This is a genomic window from Pseudomonas sp. RGM2987 (assembly GCF_022952855.1).
Classification (GTDB): Bacteria; Pseudomonadota; Gammaproteobacteria; order Pseudomonadales; family Pseudomonadaceae; genus Aquipseudomonas.
Genome location: NZ_JALJDX010000142.1, coordinates 1 through 24828 on the forward strand (window position 1 = coordinate 1; position 24828 = coordinate 24828).

Here is a 24828-nt window from a genome sequence, read left to right on the forward strand (position 1 = left end):
CCCTCGACCGTAGCGGCATCTGGGACATAGGGCTGCTGCGCAGCCCAGCGGGAGCAAGCTCCCTCGCCACAGCAAGCCCCCTCGCCACAGGATCACATGGCTTGAGATCAAGGCGTATCTGGCTGATTTGCCGGATGCGCCTGTTGGAATGCCGGATGGGCGGCCGCCAGTGCCGCAACGCGACGAATCCGTGGATACGCCTGCAAATCCACATTGAACCGCTCGGCCGCATACAGCTGCGGGATCAGGTACACATCCGCCAACCCGGGCACCGTGCCGAAGCAATAGCCTGCGTCGCCGATCAGTTGCTCCACCGCCGCCAATCCCTGGCCGATCCAATGGCCAATCCACTCGCTGACCTGCGTTTCATCGTGCCCCCATTGCCGCAGCTTGTTGAGCACGCTGACGTTATGCAGCGGATGAATGTCGCAACCGATCAGCGCAGCGACCCCTCGTTCATGGGCACGCAGCGCCAGGTCGGCGCTTAGCAGCGGCACCTGTGGATAACGTTCCTCCAGGTATTCGATGATGGCGGGCGATTGCACCAGCAATGCTCCCTCGTCGGTGCGCAGGGCCGGCACCCGGCCCTGGGGGTTGATTGCCAGGTAGGCCGGCTGACGGTGTTCGCCACCCGGCGCTGCAGTCAGGTTGACCGGCAGGGCCAGGTAATCCAGCCCCTTCAGTGCCAGGGCAATGCGTACCCGATAGGACGAGGTGGAACGGTAGTAGGTATAGAGGTCCATGCCTTGTTCCTCAACGCGCCGGCAAAATCGTGCCGCGACATTCGCCGAAGCCGATGGAGGCGAAACCCTCGCGACTGCAGCGAGCCCGCAGGATGATTTCGTCGCCGTCCTCAAGGAATTTCCGGACTTCGCCCGAGGCCAGCTCGATCGGTTTCTTACCGCCTTCGGTGATTTCCAGCAGGCTGCCAAACTGGCCGCTCTGTGGCCCGGACAAAGTGCCCGAGCCAAACAGATCACCGGCCTGCAACTGACAGCCGTTGACGCTGTGATGCGCAACCATCTGCGCCACGGTCCAGTACATGTACTGGGTATTGCTCAAGGTCAGGCGATGGGCCGGCAGGTTCTGCTCGCGCATGGTTGCGGTGAGCAACAGCACCTCCAATTCGATATCGAAGGCCCCGCCGGCCTGGTCACGCTTGTCCAGTAGATAGGGCAACGGTTGCGGATCGCCTTCAGGGCGCGGCGGCTGCGGGCGACGGAATGGCTCCAGGGCTTCGGCCGTCACCACCCACGGCGACACACTGGTCAAGAAACTCTTGGACAAAAATGGCCCCAGCGGCTGGTACTCCCAGGCCTGGATATCCCGGGCCGACCAGTCGTTGAGCAGGCAAAAGCCGCCGATGTGCTCGGCCGCATCGCCAATGGCGATGGGCTCGCCCAAGGCATTGCCCCGCCCGATCCAGATGCCCAGCTCAAGCTCATAGTCCAGCCGCGCGCACGGGCCGAAGCTCGGCTCGTTCTGGCCGGCAGGCAAGGTCTGACCCTTGGGCCGACGCACGTCGGTGCCGGACGGGCGCACGGTCGAGGCGCGACCGTGGTAACCGATGGGCACGTACTTGTAGTTGGGCAGCAAGGGGTTGTCGGGACGAAACAGCTTACCGACATTCTGCGCGTGCTCGATCCCGACGTAGAAGTCGGTGTAGTCGCTGATCCGCGCTGGCAGGTGCATCTGGCATTCGGCTGCGACATGCAGCAACTGCGTGCCCTGGCTTTCAACCTTGCCGCGCAACGGGCTGTCTTCGCGCAGCAGTTCCAACAGCCGTTCACGCAGGGCGACCCGAGCGCTGCGCCCCAGCTCGAAGAACCCGTTCAACTGACCGCCGGCCATGGCTTCCACGGCGTCTCGCGATGGGCCGTCGAACAGGCCGGCGTGCAGCGCAGCCGACAGATCGAAAATCCGCTCACCAATGGCCACGCCACTGCGCCGGGTGCCACCGTCGACACTGAAGATGCCCAAGGGCAGGTTCTGCAACGGGAAGTCGGCGTGACCGTTGGCGCTGGCGACCCAACTACGGGCAGGGAAAGATTGGCTCATGGGTTATCTCCGGGTCGGGTCGAACGTGACAGGCAGCGAGGCCCAGCATGCATCGTAGTCGGTTTGAAGTTGCGCACAGTCCAGGGCGAAGCGACTTGGACGCAACACCTGGCTGGTCTCGAACATGAACGCCATGGTGTTATCGATTTTTGCCGGCTGAAGGTCGGCATTGATCGCTCGGGTGCAGGTCTCGCCGTCCGGACCATGGGCGCTCATGCAACTGTGCAGCGAAGCACCGCCGGGCAGGAAACCTTCGGCCTTGGCATCGTAGGCGCCCTGGATCAGGCCCATGAATTCATTCATCAGGTTGCGATGGAACCACGGCGGACGGAAGGTATTTTCGGCCACCATCCAGCGCGGCGGGAAAATCACGAAGTCGAGATTGGCCAGGCCGTGGACGCTGGTGGGCGAGGTCAGTACGGTGAAAATCGACGGGTCCGGGTGGTCGAAGCTGACCGTGCCGATGGTGTTGAACCGGCGCAGGTCGTATTTATAGGGCACATTGTTGCCGTGCCAGGCCACCACATCGAGGGGCGAATGACCCAGTTCGCACGCCCACAGCTCGCCGAGAAACTTCTGCACCAGCGTGGTTGGCTGCGCGAGGTTTTCGTAGTGGGCGACGGGCGCCAGGAAGTCCCGGGGATTGGCCAGGCCGTTGCTGCCGATCGGCCCAAGGTCTGGAAGGCGCAGCGGCGCACCGTGGTTTTCCGCGAGGTAACCGCGGGCCTGTGGGTCGAGCAGCTCGACCCGGAATTTCAGGCCCCGCGGCAGCACGGCAATCTCCAGCGGGGCCAGTTCCAGCACGCCCAGTTCGGTGGCAATGCGCAGCCGTCCCGATTGCGGCACCACCAGCCATTCGCCGTCGGCATTGAAGAACACCCGCTCCATCGAACGATTGGCGCAGTACTGATAAAGACTGACGCCGGCGGGTTTATCCGCGCCGGCATTGGCGGCCATACGCACCAGGCCGTCGACGAAATCGGTGGGCTCGGCGGGCATCTCCAAAGGGTTCCAGCGCAGCCGATTGGGCGTTACCTCGCCCAGCGGGCCACCGGCAATCTGCCGTTCGAGCTTGACGAAGGCCGGATGATGGGCCGATGGCCGGATGCGATACATCCAGGTGCGCCGCGCTTCACCGCGGGCCATGGTGAATGCCGTGCCGGAGAACAATTCGGCATAAAGACCGTAGGGCGCCTTCTGCGGGGAGTTCTGACCGACAGGCAATGCGCCGGGCAGCGCCTCACTGGCGAATTCATTGCCGAAGCCAGACTGGTAGGCCAGGTCCGACGCGGTGGAATCGAGGTTCATGGAGCCTCCTGAGATGCGGTCCGTCACTCAAAGGGAAGTCTGAGGCGCACCGGGTTGTTTTTATCGTAATCAAATTACGCATAACGTAATTTGCTCGACGGCGACCGTCAAGCTATAAAGACGCCCATTCGCCTTTGGACCCCGCGCCGCCATGCAAACCCCGCCCAACAACGCTAAACAGAAAGTCCGCTCGGCCGAGGTCGGCACCGACATTCTCAAGGCCCTGGCCGAACTGTCCCCCTCCACATCGCTGTCGCGCCTGGCCGACCACGTGCAGATGCCGGCGAGCAAGGTCCATCGGTACTTGCAGGCCCTGATCGCCAGCGGGTTTGCCGAGCAGAACGCCGCGACCAACCACTATGGCCTGGGCCGCGAGGCCCTGCGCGTCGGGCTGGCCGCGTTGAACGGCATGGACGTCCTGCAAGTGGCTGCCCTGCCCTTGGCCGAATTGCGCGACGACCTGAACGAGACCTGCTTTCTGGCGGTGTGGGGCAATCATGGGGCAACCGTGGTACGCATCGAGCCCGCGGTCCGCGCCGTGACCGTCGTGACCCAACTGGGCTCGGTGTTGCCGCTGCTCAGTTCCTCCACGGGGCTGGTGTTCGGCGCGTACCTGCCCGAGCGCGAAACCATCGGCCTGCGGGAACAGGAAGTGCGCGACACACATGACCACGCCCTGGCCGATGACCGGGCCTATGCGACGCTGTGCGAACAGATCCGTCGTCGTGGCCTGCACCATGTGCATGGCCTGCTGATGCCGGGGGTGGATGCCTTGTCCGCCCCGGTGTTCAACGCGGTTGGCCAGGTGGCGGCGGTGATGACTATCGTCGGTCCGACCTCGCTGTTCCACGCCGACGAAGATGGCCCGGCGGCGCAGCGCCTGCTGGCGGCGACCCGGGCCGTGAGTTGGCGGATGGGTTATGAGACCGGCCCTGGCTCAACCCAGGAAGTCGGGAACGATCCGGATCAGTAGATCATTGAGCTGAGTGGGGGCCAGTCGTGGATGAAGATGGCGTTCTTCTCCACTGTAGGCGACCATGTAAATGCCCTGGTGATCGCCCTTGGCGTGGTAGGGGATCTCATTGTTTCGCAAATGGCCCAGCAGGTAGTCCACCAGGGGCTCCGAAGAAGACACCACTCGTTCACCGGAGTCATGGGTAATAAAACCGGTGACGTAGACTTTCTCCAGATCAACCTCGGGCAAGTGTACTTTCAAAGCCGCGTGAATATCCTCGGCGTCCAGATGCATGATGGAGCGCTCGGATAAATCCATTGCCGGCTTTTCCGCCAGGCGAGTCACAATATGCGTAACGATTCTTTCAAATGTAATCAACTCCAGCGCCTTGACCCGGTCTTCGTCGGCAAAGGAATAGCGTTTGCTGAAGATATTGCTGACGCCTTGCGTGTAATGGGGCAATTGCTGTTTTTCCACCCAGGCCAACGCTTCTTCAAATAAGGTTGTGGACGACCCAACCAAAGGATCCGCAGCGGCTGCCAATGTGTTCAGGTAGTGGGTAAACGGGTTGACGCCGAGCGCGTCCAGATGCTCGCCCAACAGCACCTGCACGGCAAAGTCCACGCGAGTGTTCTTGAGAGCGAGCAGTTTTTCAGAATAAGAAGTAAATAATCGAGTATTCATAAACATCCTTGTCATGTCTTGGGGTCGAACTTCCTGTTCGACCGGCATCGCCGTTATACCTCAACTGACTTTCAACTTGTAAAACGCAAATGTAAGAGCCGGTTAAGACTACGGGCATATCTAACCCATCATGCCCATGACCTTGGCCTTCGCCACCGCTTGAGTACGCCGTTGCACCCCTAACTTGCTATGTATCCGACGCGAGTGGGTCTTTACCGTGTGCAAGGATATGAACAAACGCTCGGCAATCTGCTGATTGGAATGACCCTGGGCAATCAGCTCCAGCACTTCCAACTCACGATGACTGAGCAACGTGTCGTCGCTGGTCGCGGGGGCCTGGCTCGGCTCTACCGATTGTGCCCAGCGCACCAGCTCGGGCTGACGCAGACGCAACTCACACCACGCCTGCCGGGCTCGCCAGCAACTGACGCGTTCAAGCCCCTGCTGCACGAGCGACCGGGCCTGGGACCGGTCGGCCGACAACCAGAGGACTTCCGCCAACGCCAGATACAGCTCGGTTTCCAGGCTGTGCATCGCGCCACGCTGCGCCTGGGCAATCATGGCCTGCAAACGGGCCTGCGGATCCTGTGCCCGATGCAGATAGACCTCGGCCAGCACCAACAGGTACTCAAGTCGCGGGATCAACTCCAGGGTCGCGGGTGGCGCATGCTTGGCCTGGGGTCCGCGAAAATGCCGCAGCACACGGCTCAAAGCTTCGTGGGCCAGTTCCGCTCGTCCCTGTTGCAACCAGAACTGGCAGCTGGTTTGCAGCAACACGCCACGGTAGACGGTGTCGGGGATGTGGCGCTGTTGCATGATCCGCTCGGCGTCGCGCAATTGCCGGAAAGCCTCGCCGTAGTCGGCCTGGTTCGCCGCCAGGCTGGCCTTGCCGAGAAAACCGTAGAGCACTTGTTTGTCCTGGCAGTGCAGGCCCGTCTGCAATCCCAGCTCGAAATGCTCGGCGGCCCGCTCTTCGAACCCCATGCGCAACGCCAGGCGTCCGCGGCGCAAGGCAATGCGCCCCGACAATGCCGAAAAATCCTGCCCCGGCCGATCGAGCAGCACCTGGACGGCCGCGAGCAGGTGGTCAGCCCGATGGGGGGCGCCACGTTGCTCCAGCACCTGTGCATGGTCGAGTTCCAGCAAGCCCTCGAATACCAGCGAGCCTTGCGCACGCGCCAGGCATAACGCCTGGCGATTGAGCCACTGCGCAGACGCCAGCTCGCCCTTGAGCAGCGCCTGCTGCGTCAGCCCCATCAGGCACAACAGGCGCAGGGCCCAGGCTTGCGGGTCCAGGCTGGCCTGGGCCTGGAGGAAATGTCCGCGCGCCCCGTCGCCATCGCCCGAGAGGTGCAACAACCACCCCCGCAAGACCTGCCAGCGCGCCAGCAGCTGTTGTTGCCGGCCAGCCAGTGGCTGCGGTACGAAACGGGTCAGTTGTTCAATGCAAGCCGACGCCTGGTCGAAGCGCCCGGCGAACAACAGGGCGGCGGTGACCAACCCCACCGATTGTGGCGTACCGAGGGCCAGCGCTTCGCCTTGTCGATCATGCAAACTCAGCAAAAGCACCACATTGCGACGCTGCAGGATGTGTTCGAAGCTCAAGTGCTGGAGGAAACTGACGGCGGCTTCGAACTCTTCAGCCAACATGGCCTGCTCGAATGCCATCTGCCAATCCTGCTCGGCGGCAAACCATTGGCAGGCCCGCCGATGCCAGGAGCGCCCCTGCGGCCAGGGTTCCTCGCGCACCAGCCGGGCCAGGGCCGGAAACACCTGCAGCCAGTCAGCGCTCTGCTCCCAGGGCTCGATGAAACATCCCAGGTGCCGCAGCAGCGGCATGCATTCAGCGCCCACCGTGTCACCGAACAAATGCTCGCAAAGCCGGACATTGAAGCGCGGCAGATGCGCCAGCACACGCCAGGCCTGCGCCAGGTCCGGAGCCAGGGTGCTGAACAATTCGTGCTCCAGGTAATCGAGCAAGGTTCCCGCTCGCCCCGGCGTTGCCTGGCTGCGCGCCCATTCACAGCGCTCAAGCAAGATGATGCGCACCCCGGCGCACCAGCCGCCACTGCGTTGTATCACCTCGCGTGCGGTGCGGGCTGCCTGGGGCTCGGGCAGATGACGCAGCAATTGCTGGACATTGTCGGGGGTGAAGAGCAATGCCTGGGCATCAAATTCGTGCAGCTCGTCATCGAGCAACAACCGCGGCCAGTTACAGTGGGGACGGCGGCGCCCGTTCAACCACAGGTGCAGCGCCGGACTGCTGGTGTTCAACAGGCGGTCGAGCAACTGGTCCAGCTCCGGGTTGGGTACCCGGCAATAATCATCCAGGAATAACCAGGTAGGGGTTTGCAACCGCGCCAGATGTGCCAACAGCCCTGGCTCATCCATCATCGGCAATCCTAGGGTATTTGCCAGGCGCTCGCACAGTTGCACCGGGCTCAACGCCGCGCCGCCCAGCGGCAACCAGTGCAGCCGACACTCGGCAGGAGCCTGGAGAAAGCACTCGGCGAACAATGCGCTCTTGCCACTGCCGGCCGGTGCGCACAGCAGCTTCACCCGGGCCTCGGAGGTCAGCAGCGGCTCACTCAGCGACCGCCGCGGGACATGCGTCGAGGACAGGCGAGGGAGCAGTCCTGGACGGTCCGGACACGGGGTCATGGCGGTCATGGGCGTGGGTCCTGTTTATTGTTGTGTCATCACCCTAGCCCTGTGTCGCAGACCTTTGGAGAAGTATTCAGCGCGCTGATTGCAAGCCATAAAAAAACGACCGGCAGATGCGGCTGCCGGTCGTTCAATGAGATTGATACAAATCCTGTGGCGAGGGAGCTTGCTCCCGCTGGGTCGCGAAGCGACCCCGATCCAGTCAGCAGGATGCATCAGGTCCAACCGTAAGGGGGCTGCTACGCAGCCCAGCGGGAGCAAGCTCCCTCGCCACAAGAGCAATCCCCGTCATGCACACACATCTGCATTCAGATCATGCAAATCAACGCACCCCCGTAGAGCGCAACGCCGCCGGTGTGTAGTCCGCTGCCCTGGCTTCGAAGCCGTACTCGTAGCTGTGTTTCTCTTCGTTCTTCATCCCCAGCGCAATGTAGCGACCGGCGATGATGTCGTAGAGCGCTTCAAGGGTGTAGCCGGGGTTCTGATGGTCATAGTAGAACTGCGCATGCCCCTCGGCTACGCGCCACAATTGGCCGCGACCGTCGTAGTGGTCCACCAGTGCCGCCTGCCAGCTGTCTTCGTCGATGTACATGTGGCGCTTGGCATAGATGTGCCGTTCGCTGGGCTTGACCGTGCCGACCACTTCCCAGACCCGGTGCAACTCATAGCGGGTCAGGTCCTGGTTGATGTGACCGGCCTTGATCACGTCGTCGTATTTGAGACTTGGCGAGTCGAGCTTGTAGCTGTTGTACGGGATGTACATTTCCTTCTTGCCGATCAGCTTCCAGTCGTAGCGATCCGGTGCGCCGGAGAACAGGTCGAAGTTGTCGGAAGTGCGCAAGCCGTCGGCGGCGGTGCCCGGGCCGTCATAGGCCACTTGCGGGGCGCGACGCACACGGCGCTGGCCGGCGTTGTAGATCCAGGCCAGGCGCGGCTCCTTCACCTGGTCGAGGGTCTCGTGCACCAGCAGCACGTTACCGGCCAGGCGCGCCGGGGCGGTGACTTCCTGCTTGAAGTAGGTCAGCACGTTGCTGGCCTTTTCCGGGTCGGCGTCCTTGATCAGGAACGGCACGGCGATTTCTTCTTCGAAGCGGATCGGCGTGAAGCTGCCGTTGGTTTGCGGCGTGGCCTGGGTGATGATGCGCCGCAGGTTACCGCCGTGATAGCGGGTCACGTGGTTCCACAATACTTCCACGCCATTCTTGGGAATCGGGAATGCGTAGTAGCGGTTGCCGGTGAAATTGGCCAGGCCATTGCCGTCGTTGATCGCGTTGACATTGAGCGCGCTGCGCTTGGCCGACTCGTAGATTTCCGGCGGCAGGCCCACGCTGCGGTGAGTCGGGTAGACCGGGATCTTGTAGGTTTCCGGGTAGCGCTTGAACATCGCCACCTGGCCTTCGGACAGCTTGTCCTTGTACTTGTCCACGGTCGCCGCGGTGATGGTGAACAACGGCTTTTCATTGGCAAACGGGTCGGCCAGAAAGCCCTTGCTGTCTACCGCACCGGCGTTTTTCGGGATGCCGCCGGTCCAGGCCGGGATCGAGCCGTCGGCGTTACCGGCCTTTTCAGCGCCCAAGGGTGTGAGGCTGGTGCCCAGTTTGTTCGCTTCATCAGGCGAGACCGCCGCCATCACGTTCGCGGCCAACAGGCTCAAGGCCAGGGCACCGCATTGCAGGATCATCTTGCGCATTGGGTTTTCCTTGTCAGCCAGATCAGAAGTTCACGCCGAAGCTCAGCGCGAGGAAATCGCGGTCTTCGAGAACGTTGTAATCGCCGCCAAAAAAGTCGGTGTAGCTCAGGCTGGCGGTGTAGGTGTTGCGGTAGTCGGCATCGACACCCAGGCTGACAGCCTTGGCGCCTTCGTTGAACAAGCCGTTGGGGCCGTAGCCGGCCACGTCGTGGGACCAGGACACGTTGGGCTTGAAGTTCACCCCGCCGATCACGTTGGAGTAGTCGAGGATCGCCCGGGCGCGGTAGCCCCAGGAAGTCGACGTGACGAAGCCACCGGTATCGCCGCCGAAACCATATTGGCCATAGACCGAGTCGCGGCCATAACGCAGCTTGTCCCTGGACTCCAGCCCGCCGACATGCACCACAGCTGCTTCGCCGACCACGGTCAGGCGATCGGCGCCCAACACCTGATCGAAGAAGTGCGTCAAGGTGCTCTGGACCTGGGTGATCTCCTTGCGCCGGTAGCCGGTGTTGTCAGCCCCCGGCGTGGTGGCGATAGGCGACGCCGCGCCACCGGCAATCGGGTTGACCAACGCCAGGGTCAGGTCGTTGGTGCTCAGCTGTACCGGCGCGTTGGGCCGATAGCTGATTTCGCCGGTCCACGCGGTGCCGGTAGGCAACGTGGTGGAGAAGCTGGCCCCATACAGGCGAATGTCTTCAGGGTATTCGAGGTAGTACTGACCACGCCCCAGCATCACGCTTTGCGCCAGGCCCGCGCCGCTGCCGGGGGCCAGGCCGTTGGCAATACCGACCATCCCCGGCAAGGCCGCCAAGGTGGATGCACCCGCCGTGGTCGTCCCGACAGTGGGCGTGCGACTGTGGTAGTTCATGAAGTACAGGCCGTACTCGGTGTCATCGCCGAGCCAGCGCAACGCCGTGCCCCATTGGCCGGAGTCGCGTGCATCGCGGTCACCGCCACGGGGGATGATCACGCCTTCGCGAGACACCTCGATGCCCTGGCCGAACAACTGGGTCAACGGTCGGAACGGCGCGATCGCCGGGCTGCCCACGGTGTAGCCAGTGGTGCAGCCGTCGGCCACCACGTCGTTGCCGAAGAACGTGCCGCAGTTGTCGACGACCGTCTGGTCCCACTCCAGTTGGTAGAAACCTTCAATGGTGAGTTTGTCGGTCAGGCCCTGGGAGGCGAACAGCATGTTCACCGGAATCAGGCCTTCCTTGATCTCAGCACCCGGACGGCGGAACGCCGACACGTCCACCGGGTTGATGCTGTTGATGGAGTTGCCGATGAAGGTACTTTCACCCCAACTGACCACTTGTTTACCGGCGCGCAACGTGCCCGGCAAATCGGCGATGGAATAGTTGTGGTAGACGAACGCGTCGAGAATCTGCGCCCCTGACGACTTGGCGCCTTCCTTGCGGTTGCTGTCGCTGATGTCCTTGAACTCACGGTTTTCGTCCTTGAGCTCGAAGTCGTACCAATATTTGCCACGGACGAACACACCGGTATCGCCGTACTTGAGTTCGAGGTCGTGCAGGCCCTTGAAGATTTTCGAAAAGGTCTCGCCCTTCTTGAAGTTCAAGCGTCCATCGTCACCGGTGGAGGATTGCCCCCTGCCGCCGTTGACGGTGCCGACAAAGTCCCTGTCCGCATCGCGCATGCCCCAGCTCGCGCCCACGGACAACGAAGAGTCGAACTGACCTTCGATTTCACCAATGTTGAATGAAACGGCCTGCGCCTGGGCGCAGCAGCCCAAGGCCACCGCGACGGCCAGCGCCTGCGGCTTGAAGATGGCGCGCATTGTTATTGTTGTCATGCGTCTTCCCCGGTGAGTGACAGAGGCTTCACCCTACTGCCGCACGCCAGGGGCGATAAGCGCACCAAGGAGGTATTCGTGTTGTCCCCCGAAAGGATGACTGCCCAGGCAGACCGGGCCTTCGCGCCGCGCATCGACGGACTGGATGATGAGTCATCAGCGCGATCCATACTCAGCCCTCTATTCCAACTGTTGCGCGCACTGCAACAGTGCATGTCCGGATCCGGGCTGTTTCCAACGGCGCTCAAACCCTATGCTGGCCGGGCTTTCAGGACAACGGGCCTGTAAGCAAAAGCCGCCACGGCATCCCTCATGCCTGGCGCACCGTCATTCGGATGGATTGGCGTATCGGTCCATCAGCCCGTGTACACCGACGTTGATTTGTAGCTCCTTTCCAACGTCATGCTTAGGCCGCTGCTTTGTTGCAGCGGCCTTTTTTATGGGCGCAAGTTTTGCGGGGAGTTGAGACGTCAATGCCGCCTCGGATACCAGCGGCGGCAATGAATCGAAGTGGTGAGGTTAAACGGCGTAGCGCTGCAGATTCGCCATCATTTCCTTCAGGGCCTCAAGGTTGTCATTCGGATGAACCGCATCCTCGAAGTCGCAGATCTGCTGCCAATGGGCGGCAACCTCTTCAGGTGAGAAGCCTTTGCGTGGATCGAAGCCGGCGCCCAGGCTGCGTTCCCAGCGCACCTTGCCCATCCAGCCGCCGCCCACTTCGAACAGGCCGGAGGTTTCCTGGCAGGTTTCGCTCCCCAGATACACCACCAAGGGGCTGACGAGTTCGGGCTTGAGTTGCTCGAATACCTGCGGCGGGATCAGGCCTTCGGTCATGCGAGTGCCGCCGGTGGGGGCGATGGCGTTGACCAGAATGTTGTTCTTACGGCCTTCGATGGCCAGGGTGCGGGTCAGGCCATACAGGCCGAGCTTGGCCATGCCGTAGTTGGACTGGCCGAAGTTGCCGTAGATGCCGGAGGTGGAAGCGGTGAAGATCACTCGCCCGTAGCTTTGCTCGCGCAGATGTGGCCACGCGGCGCGGGTGACTTTGTAGGCACCCTCGACGTGGACCCGGTACACCAGGTCCCAATCGGCATCGTCCATTTTGTGAAAGGTCTTGTCTCGCAGGATCCCGGCATTGTTGACCACCACGTCGACCCGGCCAAAAGCATCGAGGGCGTTTTGCACCAGTTTGTCGCCATCGGTGACCGAGTCGTGGTTGGCCTCGGCAATGCCGCCGGCCTCACGGATTTCGGCCACCACGCGGTCCGCTGCCGAAGCGTTGGCGCCCTCGCCTTGGGCCGAGCCGCCCAGGTCGTTGACCAGCACTTTCGCGCCGTGCCGGGCAAACAGCAACGCATGGGCGCGCCCCAGGCCGCCACCGGCCCCCGTGACGATCACGACTTTATCTTCGAAGCGCACAGACTCATTCATGGCAGGACTCCAGCAGGCCGATAGGACAATGAGCCTGAGTGTCCGGTACTCGTCGGCCACTCACAATGAACTCAGTTGGGAGTGAATGGTGGGCGATAAGGTGGGGGGATGATGCAGCGTCATGGCTGGTCGATGTTTCTTTGTTGGCTGATCCATCGCTTCGCGAGCAAGCTCGCTCCCACAGTGTTTCTTGCTAAATGCCGGTTCGAAGCGCAGCTCTACCTCCTGTGGGAGCGGGCTTGCTCGCGAAGACGGTACTTCAGTCAAAGCTGCACTGCCTGACACTCCGCTTTCGTCGGATCGCCGCCCGGAGCAAGCCCGCTCCCACAGAGGGTTGTGTCAGGAACAGGCCACCTTCCTGCACCGCGGCGTGATGGCTTCGCGAAACGCCAGGTAATGCTTGAGTACCTGGACCGGCGCTTCGGTGTGTGGGTAGTGCCCGATATTCGGTAACAGCACCGTGTCGGGATTGGGAATCAGCGACTCATAGCGCGCCACCATGTGTTCCCCGGAAATCGGATCGACTGCGCCGTCGATCACCCGCAACGGCACTTCGCCGCGCTGCATGGCCTGGACCCAGCGATCACGCTGTACCCGTCGCTCGGGGATGTAGCCGATCAGTTTGTGCATGATCCGCGGCCCCTGGTTGACTTCTATCAGGCTCCAGAAATCGTCCAGCACGCTTTCGCTGGGGCCGGTGGCGGGGCCGAAAATCTGCCGGAAGCTCTTTGCCAGGCTGACCCTGGAGAACGCCCGCCCCAGCAGCCAGCCCAGGGGGCTGAGTAATAATTTCTGGGCGAGCACCGGGCGGTGGGTTTCCGGGAACAGCCCGCCATTGAGAAACACACAACTGGCAACCTCAATGCGTGCTTCGTAGTGCCGTGCGATCAGCTCCTGGGCCACACTGTCACCGTAATCATGGGCCAGCACGTGCACCGCCGGCTCCACATCCAGATGCGCCAGCAAAGCCTGTTGCAGATCCGCCTGCTCCAGCAGGCTGTAGACATGCTCCCTGGGTTTGGCGGAATCGCCGAAACCCAGCATGTCACAGGCGATCACCCGGTAGCGCTGCGCCAACGGCTGCCACAGGTAATGCCAATCCCAACTGGCGGTGGGGAAACCATGGATCAACAAAAGTGGTTCGCCCTGGCCCGCGACCCAGTAGCGGATGGCGTGGCCGCGGAAGATGAAGGTCTGGCTGCGCTGGCGCCAGATACGCAGGGGGATCTGGGCCAGGGGCATCAGTTTCTGTACCCCGAGTCCTGCTGGTCGAGCTTGCGCAGCAACGCCGGCCAGGCCAACGCGCCGCCCATGCCTTGGGCACTTTTGGTCACCCCGGCGATCATCGCCCGGGCACCGGCCAGGATCTGCGGCTCGATGACAATCAGTTCAGCACTGCCGTTCTGCGCCAGCACCTGGATGTCACAGGCGCGCTGGAAGGTGAACATCATCAGGAACGTATCGGCGATGGTGCCGCCACAGGTCAGCAAGCCGTGATTGTGCAGCATCAGGAAGTTGCTATCGCCCAGGTCCGCCTGCAAGCGTGCTTTTTCCTCATGATTCAAGGCCACCCCTTCGTAAGCGTGATAAGCCAGGCTGGACAGCACGAACAGCGATTGCTGGCTGATCGGCAACACGCCCTGCTTCTGTGCCGATACCGCAACGCCGGCTGCGGTGTGGGTGTGCAGCACACACGCCACATCATGGCGCACCTCATGCACGGCGCTGTGGATGGTATAGCCGGCCGGATTGATCTCGTAGGGGCTGTCCATCAACTTGTTGCCGGCCTGGTCGACCTTGACCAGGCTTGAAGCCGTGATTTCATGGAACATCAACCCGAACGGGTTGATCAGGAAGTCTTCGGTCCCGGGGACTTTCGCGGAGATGTGGGTGAAGATCAGGTCATCCCAACCGTGCAGTGCAACAAGCCGATAACAGGCGGCAAGATCCACCCGGGTTTGCCATTCGGCCGCACTGACCTGTTCCTTGATGCTGAGTGTCGTCTGGACGGGCGCTACGCTCACGGCTCTGACCTCTGATCTTTTTATGTGAATCCGGCAAGCAAAACTTTTACTCCCAAGCAGATCAGTCTAGTCAGCTCTCGCAGAGGCGATAGTTGCATTGGCAGCCAGCTTACTGGCCGTGCGGGTCATCGCAGCGCTTCAGGCACGCAGCGCTTCGATCAGCTCAGCCAGCCACGGCTCGGCGTCGGTTTCCGGCGTAACGCTTTCGCTTGCGTCCAGGCGCAACATTGCCAACACCTCGCGCACGCCCAGTTCGGCGAACAGCTCACGCATTTGCTCGCCCCCGCCGCAGAAGGTATCCCCATAACTGGCATCGCCCAGGCCAATGACCGCGCCGGGCAAACCGCGAAACGCTGTCGGCAGTTGATCGCGCAAGGTCGAATACAACGGCATCAGGTTATCCGGCAACTCGCCCATACCGGTGGTAGAGGTGACCGCCAGCAACGCCTGGGGAGCAAACGCCTGGACCTGCGCCAGCGTGGCACGTGGGTCGTACCAGGTTTCGAAGCCTGCCGCGTCCAGCAGCTTGGCGGCGTGCCGGGCGACTTCTTCGGCGGTGCCGTATACCGAGCCGGAAAGAATGGCGACTTTCATCTGTCTGTTCCTGAACCTGAATAATAAAGAGCCGGATAGTAACAGTTGCACCGGCCAGGCTGCGAACCGCTCTCAACAAGCGGTAATGGCAAGTGGACAGCCCGTCGAATTATTCTAGAATGCTGCACCAACAAGGACGTCTAAAGGCCCTCTCCATGATCAACGCGCAACTGATGCAACTGGTCATCAATGCTTCGAATGACGGGATTGTCATCGCCGAAAAGGAAGGCGACGACGACAACATCCTGATTTACGTGAATCCGGCCTTCGAACGGTTGACCGGCTACAGCCGGGACGAAATCCTTTATCAGGACTGCCGCTTCCTGCAATCGGGCGACCGCGACCAGCCCTCTCTGGCGCGCATCCGCCGGGCCCTGAAGGAAGGCGGAGCGTGCCGGGAAGTGCTGCGCAACTATCGCAAGGACGGCACGCCGTTCTGGAATGAACTGTCATTGACCACGGTGAAAAACGAAGCTGACGGACACACGTATTTCGTTGGTGTGCAAAAAGACGTCACCGCTCAGGTCAAGGCCCAACACCGCGTCGCCCAGCTGGAACAAGAGCTGGCCGAGGCTCGGGAAACCATCGCCCGGTTCGAGGCGACGAACGGCAAAAACAAAACGCTGAATTAACGGTCATTCACTACAATCACCAGTGAAAAGACACATCAACCCGAGCACATCATGCCGCGCGATGCCCTTCTGACCCAGGATGAACTGGACTTCATCCGGACCATGCAGCACAACCCGCAGTTGAACGAGCGGGATGTCACCTCGAGCCTGCTGGTAAACGGTGGATCGCAAATTCGCGACCTGTTGACGCGCCTGGCGGCAAACGAGCAAGTCACGCTGCAAGCCAACTTCGAAAACCAGCAAATGACCTTTCCGCTGCATCTGGTGGAAGACGAATTCCATGCGATGCACCTGCGCCTGGGTGTGCCGAGTATCTATGAGGACGGGCCAAAAATCCGCCCCTGGCGGCTGGTGCTCGAAGAACCGGTGGCGCTGGAAAATATCAAGGGCCAGCCAGGACCACTTTGGGTACGCGAAGTGTCGTGCAAAGGCGTTTTGTTGGAGAGCCGCAGTCGCGCCAAGCCACCGAAACAATTTGGCCTGTGGTTCAGCCCATCAGGCTACGAGCGGATTTCGTTGCAGGGTCATTTCGAGCGGGAAACCGCTCAAGGTCTGTTTGCGTATCATCTGAGCCAGAACGACGAGGATGAGACCGAGCGCCTGCGCCAGTACATCCTGCAACAACACCGCCTGACGCATCCGGCCATGCACATCTAGCGCAGCTAGCACGACGCCTCACCTGCCGGTTATCAGGTATCCAGGTTTCCTGCCAGCAGCTGGCGCAGGCGTTGGCGCATCAAGGTTCCCTCGTTGCCCAGGCAACCGACCGACGATCCTGCGAGACTGTCCTGCGCCAGATCGGATGCATCCCCGGCCAGCATCAACGGGCAATCCAGGCTCATCGCCAATTTGCGCAGGCGTTTGGGCAAGTCCGGGACAGGCGCATGGTTGGACACCAGCACCAGTGCCAATGGCTGGATCTTCTGGCACACCAGGGCCAGTTCATCGAATGGCAGTCCCACCGTCAGCACCCTGACACCGACTTCCGCCTTGGACAGATACAGCGCGGTGACCAGCAGATCCAGCTCACGGCAATGACCGGCAATGGCGCACACCAGGACTCGCTGCCCAAGGCCTTCGCGCTTGAGCAAAAGCCTCTGGATGATGCGCGAGCGCAGGAAACCATCGAGAAACACCCATTCACTGGTCTGCCCGAATTCCTGCTGGCGTTGCAGCAACTGGCGCCAGAGCGGCATGAGGATTTCCTGAAAGACGATGGGTACGGCATAGGTGGAAAAGATCTGCCCGTAGACGCGATCCAGCTCCACATCGTCAAAGTTCCCGACCGCAGCGGCTGCCTGGCGTTGCCATTGGGTGTAATCGGCCTTGACCAGGTCGGATGAAATCAGCGGGGATACCGGTTGCACAGACTCGGTCTTCGCCAGGATCTTGCCCACTTTGCTCACTGCCACACCGCGCTCGATCCAGCCCAGGATGCTGCGCACCCGCTCGATGTCGCTCAGGGAGTACAGGCGATGGCCACTTTCGGTGCGAGTGGGTTGGATCAACCCGTAGCGCCGCTCCCAGGCACGCAAGGTCACGGGATTCACACCAGTCAAGCGCGCTACTTCGCGAATAGGGAACAGATCTTCCCGTTTCAGGGCACCTGACGCCTGGAAAACAAAGTTATCGTCTGTGATTACGCTCATTTGGCAGACAAATCCGGCGGACAGATTGGATCCCAGTTTACCCCCACTCGTACACGTCATTACAAGAACAAACGCAATTGGCGCGCGGTTTTGTTGTTTAACGCGCAATGGAAGAGTCCGCTACACCTTCACGGGCGGGCGCGCTCCATAGATTCGTCGCACGCATACGTCACTGTTATAGTTTTGCCCTTGCCGTGAACCGAGCCTGCCCATGCCCAGCATCATTGCTCCTATCCTGATCACCGGCGCCGCCCAGCGCGTCGGCCTGCACTGCGCCCGGCGATTGCTGGAGGCCGGGCAGCCGGTAATCGCGACCTATCGCACCGAGCGTCCTGGGGTGCAGGCCCTGCGCGACCTGGGGGCGACCCTGGTGTTCGCCGACTTTTCCAGCGAAGCGGGAATCCTGGCGTTCATCGAACAGCTCAAGCAGCACACCGACCGATTGCGAGCCATCGTGCACAACGCCTCGGCCTGGTTGATGGAAACCCCGGGAGACGAAGCCGCAGCTTTTAGCGCCATGTTCGGCGTGCACATGCTGGCGCCTTATCTGATCAATCTGCGCTGCGCCGAGCTGCTGCAGCGCTCGACACCGGCGGACATCGTGCACATCAGCGATGACGTGACGCGCAAGGGCAGCAGCCGGCACATCGCCTATTGCGCCACCAAGGCCGGTCTCGAAAGCCTGACCCTGTCATTCGCGGCGAAGTACGCGCCGACCATCAAGGTCAACGGCATCGCCCCGGCCCTGCTCCTGTTCAATCCCGACGACGACGCGGCGTACCGTGCCAAGACCCTGGCCAAATCCGCGCTGGGCATCGAGCCCGGCAGCGAAGTGATCTACCAGAGCCTGCGTTATTTGCTGGACAACCCCTATGTCACCGGCACGACCCTGACCGTCAACGGCGGGCGGCACGTCAAATAGCCTGGTCTTGAGGGGCACCCGACTCTATTCCCAGTACAAACATCACCTGTTGCCCTTCATCGACAAGGCCCATGTGGCTTATATTCCTACGGGCACGGTCCTGGGCTTATCCGCCAGGCGTTCCTGCAATTGATCCGACGGAGCAAGTCAATGCCACAACTTCAGCCAGCCATGGCACGCATCAAGGTCAAGGACCTGCGCCTGCGCACCTTCATTGGCATCAATGAGGATGAAATCCTCAACAAGCAGGATGTGCTGATCAACCTGACCATCCTCTATGCCGCCCAGGAGGCGGTGCGCGACAATGACATCGACCACGCGCTGAACTACCGCACCATCACCAAGGCGATCATCGCCCACGTGGAAGGCAACCGCTTCGCCCTGCTCGAACGGCTGACCCAGGAGCTGCTGGACCTGGTCATGGCGAACGAGTCGGTACTGTATGCCGAGGTCGAAGTCGACAAGCCCCACGCCCTGCGATTTGCCGAGTCGGTGTCGATTACGCTGGCGGCCAGCCGAGCTACTTCGTAGCAGCTGCAAGCCTCAAGCTGTAAGCTTCAAGCCTGACCACCGCAAATCCACTCTTGCAGCTTGAAGCTTGCCGCTTGGAGCTGTCTCGAAGAGACCACCATGAACGATCAACAACGCCTCGAACTCGAAGCCGCCGCTTTCCGTCGGTTGGTTGCCCACCTGGACAGCCGCAAGGATGCGCAGAACATCGACCTGATGAACCTTGCCGGCTTCTGCCGCAACTGCCTGTCCAAGTGGTACAAGGCCGCCGCCGACGAGCGCCAGATCGAGGTCAGCCTCGATGACGCCCGTGAAGTGGTCTACGGCATGCCGTACGCCGAATGGAAAGCCCTATACCAGAAAGAAGCCAGTGCCGAACAGCAAGCGGCATTCGCCAAAGGAAAACCCGATGCCTGACCTGGACACCTTCCGCACCCGCCTCAAAAGTGGCGAACATGCCTTCGCCCAGACCCTGGCCTTTATCGCCGACGGCTACGCTTACCAGCCCCAGGCATTCAGCAACGGCGACGTACACAACGCAGCCGGGCAGAACGAAGGCTCGTGCAAGACCCTGGGCCTGGCCCTGCTTGAAGGCCTGAGCGATGAAGAAGCGCTGCTGGCATTTGGCGAACACTATCGTTCGGTGCTGGCCACTCCCCAGGGCACTGATCACGGCAACATCCGCGCACTGATGGCCCACGGGCTGGCGGGCGTGAAGTTCGATGAGCTGCCGTTGCGGCGGCGTTGATCCAAAGACTGTCGCAACCCGCTTTGGTGGCGAGGGAGCTTGCTCCCGCTTGAGTGCGCAGCACTCACAACGCAAGCCCCCCGCCCCATCCCAGCCAGCGCTTCGCACTGGAGCGGGAGCAAGCTCCCTCGCCACAGAGAGCCTTCCCTGGGCTTACCTTTCCCACATCCCGACTTTTAAGATTGACCCGGCAACTTTATTTCGTTTGCCGGCTGCCTGCGCTCGCGGCTTGAATAACGCCTGCCCTTCTTCCCCTGCGAGCCGCAATCCATGAGCAGCGAAACCATCAGCCAGTCGATTTCCATCGTGCACCCCGTCAGCCTCAGCCACGGCAAAAATGCCGAGGTCTGGGACACCGAGGGCAAACGCTACATCGACTTCGTGGGCGGGATTGGCGTGTTGAACCTGGGGCATTGCCATCCGCGCATCGTCGAGGCGATCCGCGAGCAGGCAACGCGGTTGACCCACTATGCGTTCAACGCCGCGCCCCATGTGCCCTACATTGAGCTGATGGAGCGCCTGGCGGCGTTTGTCCCGGTGGATTATCCGGTCAGTGGCATGCTCACCAACAGCGGCGCCGAAGCGGCGGAAAACGCCTTGAAGATCGTCCGTGGCGCCACCGGCCGCACGGCGGTCATTGCCTTTGACTGTGCCTTTCATGGCCGCACCCTGGCGACCCTGAATCTCAACGGCAAGGTAGCGCCCTACAAACAGAAAATCGGCGTACTGCCCGGGCCGGTCTATCACCTGCCCTACCCCAGCAAGGACAACGGCATCACCTGCGCCGAAGCGCTCAAGGCCATGGAGCGGCTGTTCAGCGTCGAAATCGATGTCAATGACGTGGCCTGTTTCATCGTCGAACCGGTACAAGGCGAAGCCGGCTTCCTGGCGCTGGATATCCCCTTCGCCCAAGCCCTGCGCCAGTTCTGCGATGAAAAAGGCATCGTGCTGATCATCGACGAAATCCAGTCCGGCTTTGGTCGTACCGGCCAGCGCTTTGCGTTCCCGAGACTGGGCATCGAGCCGGACCTGGTGTTGCTGGGCAAAAGCATCGCCGGCGGCGTGCCTCTCGGCGCGGTGGTCGGGCGCAAGGCGTTGCTGGACAACCTGCCCAAGGGCGGATTGGGCGGCACCTACTCGGGCAACCCCATCGCCTGCGCCGCTGCCCTGGCAACGCTGGATGAGATGAGCGACACGAACCTCAAGGCCTGGGGCACGCAACAGGAAGAGGCGATCGTCAGCCGCTATGAATCCTGGCGCAGCCGAGGATTGACGCCCTACCTGGGTCGCCTGACCGGTGTCGGCGCCATGCGCGGCCTCGAACTGGCCCACCCCGACGGCACGCCGGCCGCGGCGCAATTGACCCAGCTGCTGACGCTCGCTCGGGAAGCAGGGTTGCTGCTGATGCCCAGCGGAAAGTCGCGGCACATCGTCCGCCTGTTGGCGCCGTTGACCACCGAGGCGAAAGTGCTGGAGGAAGGGTTGGATATCCTGGAGGCGTGCCTGGCGAAGCTGGTCTGAAATGCATTGCTTCTGACCCCAAAAAAACTGTGGGAGCGAGCTTGCTCGCGAAGGCGGTGTGTCAGTTAACGTTGATCTCGACTGGAACACCGCTTTCGCGAGCAAGCCCGCTCCCACAGGGCTCAGCGTCCAGCCGTTGATCTTGTGACGGGCATGAAAAAACCGGCCGAAGCCGGTTTTTTCATGCCCGTTGAATCAGAACGAAGCGTTCTGCAAGCCGTCCAGGTAACGCTCGGTGTCCAGGGCCGCCATGCAGCCGGCACCGGCCGAGGTGATGGCCTGGCGGTAGACGTGGTCGGCCACGTCGCCGGCGGCGAAGATGCCTTCGACGCTGGTGGCGGTGGCGTTGCCGTCGCGACCGCCCTTGACCACCAGGTAGCCGTCCTTGAGTTCCAACTGACCTTCGAACAACGAAGTGTTCGGGGTGTGGCCGATGGCGATGAACACGCCGTCGACCTTGATCTCGTCAAAGCTGCCGTCGTTGTTTTTCAGGCGGGCACCGGTCACGCCCATGTTGTCGCCCAGCACTTCGTCCAGGGTCGCGTTGAGCTTGAGGATGATCTTGCCTTCAGCGACACGGGCGTTGAGCTTGTCGATCAGGATCTTCTCGGCGCGGAAGGTTTCGCGACGATGAATCAACGTGACCGTGCTGGCGATGTTGGCCAGGTACAGGGCTTCCTCGACAGCGGTGTTACCACCACCGACCACGGCCACTGGCTTGTTGCGGTAGAAGAAACCGTCGCAAGTGGCGCAGGCGGACACGCCTTTGCCCATGAAGGTCTCTTCCGACGGCAGGCCCAGGTAACGGGCGCTGGCGCCAGTGGCGATGATCAGCGCATCACAGGTATAGGTCGCGCTGTCGCCGGTCAGGGTGTACGGCTTGGCAGCGAAATCGACGGCATTGATGTGATCGAAGACGATTTCGGTCTCGAAGCGCTCGGCGTGCTCCTTCATGCGCTCCATCAAGGCCGGACCGGTCAGGCCATGGACGTCGCCCGGCCAGTTGTCGACTTCGGTGGTGGTGGTCAATTGACCGCCGGCCTGCATGCCGGTGATCAGCAACGGCTTGAGGTTGGCACGGGCCGCATAGACGGCGGCACTGTAACCGGCAGGGCCGGAACCGAGAATAATCACTCGCGAATGACGGACTTCAGACATGACCTGCTCCTGTTGACCGGACCTTGCGGGCCGGAACGCCGGGTGAGCGGCGCGAATAAAAAGGACTGTGGATGCACTTGGGGAAGGCTTTGGTTCGACAGTCCTGAAAAAGAATGGGTGCAGCGTATCGAGGGAGGGAAGATTAAGGAAATACGGTTTAACAATCCAGCTCATAGGTGAGCTCTATCCGCCGTAGCCCCTTCAATAGCTGCAAATCGCCGGGGAAACGTTGTTACACGCCATGTCGGCGCTTTCCCGCGCAAGGCAAAGCCGGTAAGGTCGGCCCGTTCACCTTCGCTCGGAGCCCCTTATGCCCGCCCCCGTCCTGTCCGGCCCGCAATACCTGCGAGAAGGCCTCAAGCTGGTCCTGAGCCCGGGCCTGCGCCTGTTCGTACTCTTGCCGCTGGCGATCAACCTGCTGTTGTTCGTCGGCCTGATCTACCTGGCCGGCCACCAGTTCAGCCTGTGGGTCGATACGCTGATGCCGTCGCTGCCCGACTGGCTGAGCTTCCTCAGCTACATCCTCTGGCCGCTGTTCGTGGTGCTGGTGGTGTTGATGGTGTTTTTCACGTTCACGATGCTCGCCAACATCATCGCCGCGCCCTTCAATGGCTTTCTCGCGGAGAAAGTCGAAGTGGTCATCCGGGGCACCGACGATTTCCCCGCTTTCAGCTGGGGCGAGTTGATTGCCATGGTCCCCCGGACCTTTGCCCGGGAAGCGCGCAAGCTCGGCTATTTCCTGCCCCGTGCCCTGGGCCTGTTCGTGCTGTCGCTCATCCCGGTGATCAATATTGTCGCGGCACCGCTGTGGCTGCTGTTCGGCGTCTGGATGATGGCGATCCAGTACATCGACTACCCGGCCGACAACCACAAGCTGGGCTGGAACGAGATGCTCGCCTGGCTGCGGGAAAAACGCTGGCAGAGCCTGGGCTTTGGCGGCAGCGTCTACCTGGTGCTGCTGATCCCGCTGGTGAACATCCTGATGATGCCAGCGGCGGTGGCCGGGGCGACGTTGTTCTGGGTGCGCGAGCAAGGCGCCGAGACGGCCCTGGCCCGGCAAGGCTGAGCGGTCACAAATCCATCACACGGGCGTCACAATGACGACATGGCCCCGGCCGACACTGGGGTCATGACCACACACCTGCACATTACCCTCGTCACCGAAACCTTCCCGCCGGAAATCAATGGCGTGGCCAACACCCTGGGACGTTTGTACGACGGCTTGCGGGCCCGTGGGCATCAAGTGGAGCTGATCCGGCCGCGCCAGATGGACGATCAACGCCGGGCCAGCGACGAACAACTGCTGCTGTGCCGGGGCTGGCCGTTGCCGGGTTATCCGGGGTTGCAATGGGGCCAGTCGTCGATGCACAAGCTGATGCGGCGCTGGAAACGCCATCGCCCGGATGTGCTGTACATTGCCACCGAAGGCCCCCTGGGGCTGTCGGCACTGCGGGCGGCGCGGCGCCTGGGGATCGCGGTGGTCAGTGGTTTCCACACCAATTTCCAGCAATACACCCAACAATACGGCCTCGGGCTGTTGAGCCGGGTGTTGACGCATTACCTGCGCTGGTTTCACAACCGCTCCAGCCTGACCCTGGTGCCCAGCCCCAGCCAGCGCCTGGAGCTGGAGCGAAGGCATTTCGAACGTGTGGCGCTGTTGTCCCGGGGCGTGGACAGCCAGTTGTTTCATCCGGTCAAGCGCTCGGCCAGCTTGCGTGAGGCCTGGGGCCTGGGGGATAACGACATTGCCGTGATCCATGTCGGGCGCCTGGCGCCGGAGAAGAACCTCGGCCTGCTCAAGCGCAGTTTCGACACGCTGTGCGGCGCGTTCCCGGATCGTCGGATGAAACTGGTGGTGGTTGGCGACGGCCCGCAGCGCCCGGCCCTGGAACAGGCACTGCCCGAGGCGATTTTCTGTGGTTCGCAACGAGGCGAGGCGCTGGCCAGTCATTATGCGTCCGGGGATGTGTTTGTCTTCCCGAGCCTGACCGAGACCTTCGGCAACGTGGTGCTGGAGGCGCTGGCGTCCGGGCTGGGTGTGGTGGCCTACGACCAGGCTGCGGCGGCGCAGCACATTCGTCACGGCTACAACGGTGTATTGGCGATGCCTGGGGATGAAGAGGCGTTCTGCGAGGCTGCCTGTTGGTTGCTGGAGGCCCGCGAGAACCTGCGCTGCGTGCGGCTCAATGCGCGCCAGCATGCCAGCCGCCAGGGTTGGGCGTCGGTGATCGAGCAGTTCGAGGCGCAGTTGCGCGGGGCTTGCGTGGGTGAACAGGGGATGCCGGCTGCGCCGACGGTGCGCTAGACCTCCCCTCGTTTTGCAGTCGCCGCCGACCTTCTGTGGGAGATTCTATGGTTTGGTGGAAGCCCTCAAGCCGCTTTTGGTTGGTATTCGCTTTGCCCTTTCAGCAGAGCGAATACGATCCGGGCAAGCTTGCGAGCCAACATCACTAGCGCCTGGGTA

General features: G+C 61.8%; 24 protein-coding genes and 1 pseudogene. 11 read left to right on the plus strand and 14 right to left on the minus strand.

The features are described from left to right. Positions 1-107 precede the first annotated feature (107 nt). The 3 genes from maiA to hmgA are packed head-to-tail and all read right to left on the minus strand — an operon-like array spanning position 108 to position 3366. Positions 108-743, minus strand: coding sequence for a maleylacetoacetate isomerase (maiA, locus tag RGM2987_RS04975; protein ID WP_245138988.1), 636 nt, complete (start codon positions 741-743; stop codon positions 108-110). A gap of 10 nt (positions 744-753) precedes the next feature. Beyond that, positions 754-2058, minus strand: coding sequence for a fumarylacetoacetase (gene fahA / locus RGM2987_RS04980; RefSeq protein ID WP_245138989.1), 1305 nt, complete (start codon positions 2056-2058; stop codon positions 754-756). 3 nt (positions 2059-2061) lie between these two features. After that, a complete protein-coding gene (gene hmgA, locus RGM2987_RS04985; RefSeq protein WP_245138990.1) occupies positions 2062-3366 on the minus strand; it encodes a homogentisate 1,2-dioxygenase in 1305 nt (434 codons plus the stop codon). Between the two features lie 151 nt (positions 3367-3517). Between hmgA and RGM2987_RS04990 the strand changes: the two genes are divergently transcribed. After that, positions 3518-4339 (plus strand): IclR family transcriptional regulator, encoded by an 822-nt coding sequence (locus RGM2987_RS04990; RefSeq protein WP_245138991.1) that lies wholly within the window; start codon positions 3518-3520, stop codon positions 4337-4339. Here RGM2987_RS04990 and RGM2987_RS04995 read toward each other — a convergent pair. The 8 genes from RGM2987_RS04995 to RGM2987_RS05030 form a co-directional block, all read right to left on the minus strand. Further along, a complete protein-coding gene (locus RGM2987_RS04995; protein WP_245138992.1) occupies positions 4304-5005 on the minus strand; it encodes a hypothetical protein in 702 nt (233 codons plus the stop codon). The genes RGM2987_RS04990 and RGM2987_RS04995 overlap by 36 nt on opposite strands. Positions 5006-5125: 120 nt before the next feature. Next, positions 5126-7675, minus strand: coding sequence for a LuxR C-terminal-related transcriptional regulator (locus RGM2987_RS05000; RefSeq protein WP_245138993.1), 2550 nt, complete (start codon positions 7673-7675; stop codon positions 5126-5128). 316 nt (positions 7676-7991) lie between these two features. Then, positions 7992-9359, minus strand: coding sequence for a DUF1329 domain-containing protein (locus tag RGM2987_RS05005; protein WP_245138994.1), 1368 nt, complete (start codon positions 9357-9359; stop codon positions 7992-7994). A 22-nt stretch (positions 9360-9381) separates the two neighbouring features. Next, complete coding sequence (locus RGM2987_RS05010; RefSeq protein ID WP_245138995.1) at positions 9382-11175, minus strand: DUF1302 domain-containing protein; 1794 nt, start codon at positions 11173-11175, stop codon at positions 9382-9384. A 519-nt stretch (positions 11176-11694) separates the two neighbouring features. After that, positions 11695-12606 carry an SDR family oxidoreductase gene (locus tag RGM2987_RS05015; RefSeq protein WP_245138997.1) on the minus strand — a complete coding sequence of 304 codons (912 nt, stop codon included), beginning with the start codon at positions 12604-12606 and terminating at the stop codon, positions 11695-11697. 339 nt (positions 12607-12945) lie between these two features. After that, positions 12946-13848, minus strand: a complete 903-nt coding sequence (locus RGM2987_RS05020; RefSeq protein ID WP_245138998.1) for an alpha/beta hydrolase — start codon at positions 13846-13848, stop codon at positions 12946-12948. Continuing rightward, the gene (locus RGM2987_RS05025; protein WP_245139000.1) at positions 13848-14630 is read right to left on the minus strand and encodes a class II aldolase/adducin family protein; all 783 of its coding nucleotides are present in this window, start codon (positions 14628-14630) and stop codon (positions 13848-13850) included. The genes RGM2987_RS05020 and RGM2987_RS05025 overlap by 1 nt, the downstream gene beginning before the upstream one ends. A 138-nt stretch (positions 14631-14768) precedes the next feature. Then, complete coding sequence (locus RGM2987_RS05030; protein ID WP_245139002.1) at positions 14769-15224, minus strand: flavodoxin; 456 nt, start codon at positions 15222-15224, stop codon at positions 14769-14771. 155 nt (positions 15225-15379) lie between these two features. Between RGM2987_RS05030 and RGM2987_RS05035 the strand changes: the two genes are divergently transcribed. Both RGM2987_RS05035 and RGM2987_RS05040 read left to right on the plus strand, forming a co-directional pair. Continuing rightward, positions 15380-15856 carry a PAS domain-containing protein gene (locus RGM2987_RS05035; RefSeq protein ID WP_245139004.1) on the plus strand — a complete coding sequence of 159 codons (477 nt, stop codon included), beginning with the start codon at positions 15380-15382 and terminating at the stop codon, positions 15854-15856. 51 nt (positions 15857-15907) lie between these two features. Continuing rightward, the gene (locus RGM2987_RS05040; RefSeq protein ID WP_245139005.1) at positions 15908-16513 is read left to right on the plus strand and encodes a hypothetical protein; all 606 of its coding nucleotides are present in this window, start codon (positions 15908-15910) and stop codon (positions 16511-16513) included. A 32-nt stretch (positions 16514-16545) separates the two neighbouring features. On the opposite strand, the gene RGM2987_RS05045 is transcribed toward RGM2987_RS05040, so the two are convergent. After that, positions 16546-17505 (minus strand): MerR family transcriptional regulator, encoded by a 960-nt coding sequence (locus RGM2987_RS05045; RefSeq protein ID WP_245139007.1) that lies wholly within the window; start codon positions 17503-17505, stop codon positions 16546-16548. Positions 17506-17716: 211 nt separating this feature from the next. Here RGM2987_RS05045 and folM point away from each other — a divergent pair, with 211 nt between their 5' ends. The 6 genes from folM to RGM2987_RS05075 all read left to right on the plus strand — a co-directional run bounded on the left by folM (position 17717) and on the right by RGM2987_RS05075 (position 21206). Continuing rightward, positions 17717-18427, plus strand: a complete 711-nt coding sequence (gene folM / locus RGM2987_RS05050) for a dihydromonapterin reductase (RefSeq protein ID WP_245139009.1) — start codon at positions 17717-17719, stop codon at positions 18425-18427. A 7-nt stretch (positions 18428-18434) separates the two neighbouring features. Beyond that, a complete protein-coding gene (locus tag RGM2987_RS05055) occupies positions 18435-18560 on the plus strand; it encodes a GTP cyclohydrolase I (RefSeq protein WP_245139011.1) in 126 nt (41 codons plus the stop codon). Positions 18561-18577: 17 nt separating this feature from the next. Further along, on the plus strand, positions 18578-18958 hold the full coding sequence (gene folX, locus RGM2987_RS05060) for a dihydroneopterin triphosphate 2'-epimerase (protein ID WP_025211888.1): 381 nt from the start codon (positions 18578-18580) through the stop codon (positions 18956-18958). Positions 18959-19057: 99 nt separating this feature from the next. Next, positions 19058-19354 (plus strand): DUF1244 domain-containing protein, encoded by a 297-nt coding sequence (locus tag RGM2987_RS05065; protein ID WP_245139013.1) that lies wholly within the window; start codon positions 19058-19060, stop codon positions 19352-19354. Then, on the plus strand, positions 19347-19685 hold the full coding sequence (locus RGM2987_RS05070; protein WP_245139014.1) for a HopJ type III effector protein: 339 nt from the start codon (positions 19347-19349) through the stop codon (positions 19683-19685). Before RGM2987_RS05065 ends, RGM2987_RS05070 begins: the two co-directional genes overlap by 8 nt. 270 nt (positions 19686-19955) lie before the next feature. Beyond that, entirely contained in the window at positions 19956-21206 is a 1251-nt protein-coding gene (locus RGM2987_RS05075) for an aspartate aminotransferase family protein (protein ID WP_245139016.1), read from the plus strand. Positions 21207-21401: 195 nt separating this feature from the next. Here the strand turns inward: RGM2987_RS05075 and trxB are convergent, their stop codons facing one another. Beyond that, positions 21402-22364 (minus strand): thioredoxin-disulfide reductase, encoded by a 963-nt coding sequence (gene trxB / locus RGM2987_RS05080; RefSeq protein WP_030139882.1) that lies wholly within the window; start codon positions 22362-22364, stop codon positions 21402-21404. 310 nt (positions 22365-22674) lie between these two features. Here trxB and cysZ point away from each other — a divergent pair, with 310 nt between their 5' ends. Together cysZ and RGM2987_RS05090 are read left to right on the plus strand one after the other, a co-directional pair. Next, positions 22675-23430, plus strand: coding sequence for a sulfate transporter CysZ (cysZ, locus tag RGM2987_RS05085; RefSeq protein ID WP_245139018.1), 756 nt, complete (start codon positions 22675-22677; stop codon positions 23428-23430). A gap of 39 nt (positions 23431-23469) precedes the next feature. Beyond that, positions 23470-24669 carry a glycosyltransferase family 1 protein gene (locus tag RGM2987_RS05090; RefSeq protein ID WP_245139019.1) on the plus strand — a complete coding sequence of 400 codons (1200 nt, stop codon included), beginning with the start codon at positions 23470-23472 and terminating at the stop codon, positions 24667-24669. Between the two features lie 65 nt (positions 24670-24734). Here RGM2987_RS05090 and RGM2987_RS05095 read toward each other — a convergent pair. Then, positions 24735-24828 (minus strand): annotated as a pseudogene (locus tag RGM2987_RS05095) (IS110 family transposase); the annotation flags it as partial.

Bases quoted from the DNA above. Each gene is read 5' to 3' on its own strand.
- trxB (WP_030139882.1), bottom strand. From the start codon at position 22,364: ATGTCTGAAGTCCGTCATTCGCGAGTGATTATTCTCGGTTCCGGCCCT.
- RGM2987_RS05045 (WP_245139007.1), bottom strand. From the start codon at position 17,505: ATGAGCGTAATCACAGACGATAACTTTGTTTTCCAGGCGTCAGGTGCC.
- RGM2987_RS05065 (WP_245139013.1), top strand. From the start codon at position 19,058: ATGAACGATCAACAACGCCTCGAACTCGAAGCCGCCGCTTTCCGTCGG.
- RGM2987_RS05030 (WP_245139002.1), bottom strand. From the start codon at position 15,224: ATGAAAGTCGCCATTCTTTCCGGCTCGGTATACGGCACCGCCGAAGAA.
- RGM2987_RS05015 (WP_245138997.1), bottom strand. From the start codon at position 12,606: ATGAATGAGTCTGTGCGCTTCGAAGATAAAGTCGTGATCGTCACGGGG.
- hmgA (WP_245138990.1), bottom strand. From the start codon at position 3,366: ATGAACCTCGATTCCACCGCGTCGGACCTGGCCTACCAGTCTGGCTTC.
- RGM2987_RS05090 (WP_245139019.1), top strand. From the start codon at position 23,470: ATGGCCCCGGCCGACACTGGGGTCATGACCACACACCTGCACATTACC.
- RGM2987_RS05035 (WP_245139004.1), top strand. From the start codon at position 15,380: ATGATCAACGCGCAACTGATGCAACTGGTCATCAATGCTTCGAATGAC.
- RGM2987_RS05075 (WP_245139016.1), top strand. From the start codon at position 19,956: ATGAGCAGCGAAACCATCAGCCAGTCGATTTCCATCGTGCACCCCGTC.
- maiA (WP_245138988.1), bottom strand. From the start codon at position 743: ATGGACCTCTATACCTACTACCGTTCCACCTCGTCCTATCGGGTACGC.
- RGM2987_RS05005 (WP_245138994.1), bottom strand. From the start codon at position 9,359: ATGCGCAAGATGATCCTGCAATGCGGTGCCCTGGCCTTGAGCCTGTTG.
- fahA (WP_245138989.1), bottom strand. From the start codon at position 2,058: ATGAGCCAATCTTTCCCTGCCCGTAGTTGGGTCGCCAGCGCCAACGGT.
- RGM2987_RS05040 (WP_245139005.1), top strand. From the start codon at position 15,908: ATGCCGCGCGATGCCCTTCTGACCCAGGATGAACTGGACTTCATCCGG.
- RGM2987_RS05020 (WP_245138998.1), bottom strand. From the start codon at position 13,848: ATGCCCCTGGCCCAGATCCCCCTGCGTATCTGGCGCCAGCGCAGCCAG.
- RGM2987_RS05010 (WP_245138995.1), bottom strand. From the start codon at position 11,175: ATGACAACAATAACAATGCGCGCCATCTTCAAGCCGCAGGCGCTGGCC.
- RGM2987_RS04990 (WP_245138991.1), top strand. From the start codon at position 3,518: ATGCAAACCCCGCCCAACAACGCTAAACAGAAAGTCCGCTCGGCCGAG.
- RGM2987_RS05070 (WP_245139014.1), top strand. From the start codon at position 19,347: ATGCCTGACCTGGACACCTTCCGCACCCGCCTCAAAAGTGGCGAACAT.
- folX (WP_025211888.1), top strand. From the start codon at position 18,578: ATGCCACAACTTCAGCCAGCCATGGCACGCATCAAGGTCAAGGACCTG.
- RGM2987_RS04995 (WP_245138992.1), bottom strand. From the start codon at position 5,005: ATGAATACTCGATTATTTACTTCTTATTCTGAAAAACTGCTCGCTCTC.
- cysZ (WP_245139018.1), top strand. From the start codon at position 22,675: ATGCCCGCCCCCGTCCTGTCCGGCCCGCAATACCTGCGAGAAGGCCTC.
- folM (WP_245139009.1), top strand. From the start codon at position 17,717: ATGCCCAGCATCATTGCTCCTATCCTGATCACCGGCGCCGCCCAGCGC.
- RGM2987_RS05000 (WP_245138993.1), bottom strand. From the start codon at position 7,675: ATGACCGCCATGACCCCGTGTCCGGACCGTCCAGGACTGCTCCCTCGC.